The sequence below is a fragment of the Treponema sp. J25 genome (genome assembly GCF_004343725.1).
In the GTDB taxonomy this organism is placed as follows: Bacteria; Spirochaetota; Spirochaetia; order Treponematales; family Breznakiellaceae; genus J25.
Window position 1 is genome coordinate 1 of record NZ_PTQW01000065.1, and the last position, 3,011, is coordinate 3,011.

General features: G+C 62.2%; 4 protein-coding genes. All 4 read left to right on the top strand.

Features of this window, described 5'->3' with window-relative positions; genetic code table 11:
- Positions 1–490, top strand: a 490-nt coding sequence (locus tag C5O22_RS13415; protein WP_132782586.1) for a replication initiation protein, incomplete at its 5' end; no start/stop codon positions are given.
- Positions 487–831: a hypothetical protein gene (locus tag C5O22_RS13420; RefSeq protein WP_132782587.1), complete on the top strand. Its 345-nt coding sequence runs from the start codon at positions 487–489 to the stop codon at positions 829–831. The genes C5O22_RS13415 and C5O22_RS13420, both read left to right, overlap by 4 nt.
- A gap of 102 nt (positions 832–933) precedes the next feature.
- Complete coding sequence (mobV, locus tag C5O22_RS13425; RefSeq protein ID WP_165910532.1) at positions 934–1,962, top strand: MobV family relaxase; 1,029 nt, start codon at positions 934–936, stop codon at positions 1,960–1,962.
- A 596-nt stretch (positions 1,963–2,558) separates the two neighbouring features.
- A partial coding sequence (locus C5O22_RS13430; protein WP_132782589.1) for a replication initiation protein occupies positions 2,559–3,011 on the top strand: 453 nt, incomplete at its 3' end.

The following is a 3,011-nucleotide window of genomic DNA, read 5'->3' on the forward strand; positions in this document are numbered from 1 at the left end:
GAGCCGCCGCGGGCAGGCTGACGGGCAGGGACGGTGGTACTACGAGCTCACTATAGCGGAGCTCCGGCACATCCTCAAGCTGGCGCCGGGCGAGTACGGGAGGACCGGCAATATGAGGACCTATGTAATCGAGCTGCCCATCACCGAGATCAACGAGGCCCAGATTGGCCTGTACCTAGAGCCGGAGTACATCCGCAAGGGCAAGTACCTGCACGCGGTCCGGATACACTGCCAGCTGGTCAAGCGGGGGGACCCGGTGCCGGTCCAGCGTCAGCGGCAGGAGGAGGAGAGCGAGGAGGCTTATATAGCCGCCCATAGGGAGCGGTACGAGGCTATCCTTGCGGACATCCGCGCCCAGCCGGAGCTACCGGGTACGGGATGGGCAAGCCCCGCGATGCGGGAGATGGCCCAGCGGGCCGAGGCAATTAAGCGGCTAAGAGAGGAGACCGGCAAGCGGGGGAGAGGCCGGCCCCGCAAGGAGGGACGATGAGAGCGGTCGGCGTGGCAGTACTGCCAGACGGCACCGAGGTGCCGACACGATGGACCGGGGACGACTGGGAGACAGTACCCGGCGCAGTCAGGTATGAGCTGGTCGAGGCGTGGGACGACAGGACCATCGAGACGCTCCAGCTGGACAAGGCGCAGGCAGAGGGGCTGGCGGCCCGGGCCACCAGCAAGATCGACAAGGCCTACTACGCGGGGTACGCCTTGGCGATGGGGCACGCGCTGGCGGTGCTGGAGCGCGGGCTAGGGCCGGCCTTAGTGGCCGACGATGCCGTCAGGGCAGAGGCGGTGGCTAAGGTCCGGCGGGGCGGTCAGGCCCTTGAGTAGGGCCGGACCGGAGGGGTCCAGGGGCGGGGCCCCTGGCTCACGGACAATTTGCCCCGCAAATTGTGTAGTGAGTACCCAATCCGTGGACAGGATTGGGTTGCCGTGGTAGACTGGTGTCTATCAGTCTACCACGGGGAGGGGGCGGCGGCGATGGCTTACTGTATCATGAGGACCCGCAAGCTCAAGACCAACGGCGCAGTGGCCGCCTCGGTCAAGCACGCGCTGAGGACGAGAGAGACACCCAACGCCGACCCCGACAGGACGCCGGGCAACTGGAGTTGGCCGGGGGATGAGCGGGCCGCTATGGCCCGCTACCGGGACCTGCTACCCGCCAAGGTACGCAGCAACGGGGTGCGGGCGGTGGAGCTGATGATGACCGCCAGCCCAGAGGCCTACAAGACGATGGACGCGGAGGCCTACCTCCGGGCCTGTGATGAGTGGGCACGCAAGACCTTTGGCCGGGACCACATCGTCCAGATAGTCCATCACTACGATGAGACGACGCCGCATACGAGCGTGCTGGTGGTCCCGATAGACCCCAAGGGGCGGCTCAACGCCCGCCACTACCTCGGCGGGAGGGCCAAGATGCAAGCCCTGCAAGACAGCTTTGCCGAGGCCGTCGGCAAGACTTACGGCCTCGAGCGGGGGGTGCGGGGGAGCCGCGCCAGGCACCGGACGATACGGGCCTACTACGGGTCGGCGATGGCGATAGAGGCGGCGATACAGCCGCCCAAGCGGCGGCTCATGGAGACAGACGACCAGTACCGGGACCGCTACCGGGAGCAGATCCAGCCGCTCATGGAGCGGCTCGTCGATGTGGATGCAAGGCTCAAGAGACTGCGGTATCAGGCAGAGCGGGCGGCGGAGGAGGGGCGGCAGGCCGGGCTGGTAGCGGGCCGCCTACAGGCCGCGGATGAGTACAGCCGGGCCATCTCGGAGCTGGTGGCAGAGCGGGAGCGTCTACAGGCGGACGTGGCCAGCTATGAGCGGATCATGCAGGCGGCGGCCGATGCCGCCAAGAAAGAAAAACTCCAAAAACTCCAACCTCAAGAAAACACTCAAGAAAACCTAAAAAACCAAGAGGCGAAAAAAAAGGCCCTAAAAAGGCCCTCTCATGGCTTGGACATCTAAAACTACGTCTGGGGCCAGATCGGCCCCGTAAAAGCCCGCTATTGCGGTCCTACGGCCCGATAGGGCCGGGCAAAGCAGACTAGGCTGTATCGGCAGGGCACCTCTGCCCTCATACTACGCTACCCTCTCCACCTCATAAGGCCTTATCGTACAGGTCCCATAAGGGACGGTAGGCCGCGAGGCCGTACAATGCTTTCTGAGCCCCCCGCCGGGGGGCGAAGAAAGCTACCTAATGGGGGGTGAGGCCGCAGGCCGAGGGGCGCAGCCCCTAGGGGGATGCCGGGTGGGCGGGTGGCCCGTAGGGCCAGAGCCCGGCGGGGGGCGGAGCCCCCCAAGAGGGCGGTGTTGGGGTTGTGGAAAACTCGATTTTTTTTTTCAAAAAACGCACGCTTTTTTTATATTTTTAGAATTTTAAGAATTTTAGGACGCTGTAAAACCTTATAATGCAATAAATTGCGCAATAACATGACTAGTAAATTCACGGTACATGACTAGTAAATTCACGGTACATGACTAGTAAATTCACGGTACATGACTAGTAAATTCACGGTATGCAATTTATTGACAGAATTAAATATTAGTAATATAGTTTAGTCATGAGCACTACAAAAGACGTAGTCCCGACGCGGGACGACTACCTCCTACAGGCCCACGCGATAAGCCGCGGGGCTTACACGATGACGGTGCTGGAGCGGCGACTGCTGTATCTGGCGATGGCACAGATAAGGCCGCAAGACGATGAGCTCCCAGAGGTCCGGATGTCTGCGTACAGCGTACTGCAGGCCTTTGGTATGAGCGACGATGGACGCAGCTACATCGAGCTTAAGGCGGCGGTGGAGCGGCTTATGGGGCGGGTGATTGTGATAGACAGGCCCAATGGCGGGTGGCTTATGCATCACTGGGTGCAGAGGGCGGAGTACGAGCCGTCTGACGGGTCCCTCTCCATCCGCCTGAGCGACGACCTCGCCCCCTACGTCCTCCACATGCAGGAGCAGTACTCCGTCCTGCGGGTTGCCGACCTTGCCAAACTCCAGAGCAAGTACGCCCAA

What these genes read in the sequence shown, in the direction of transcription:
- C5O22_RS13420 (WP_132782587.1), top strand. Translation starts at nt 487, where the DNA reads ATGAGAGCGGTCGGCGTGGCAGTACTGCCAGACGGCACCGAGGTGCCG.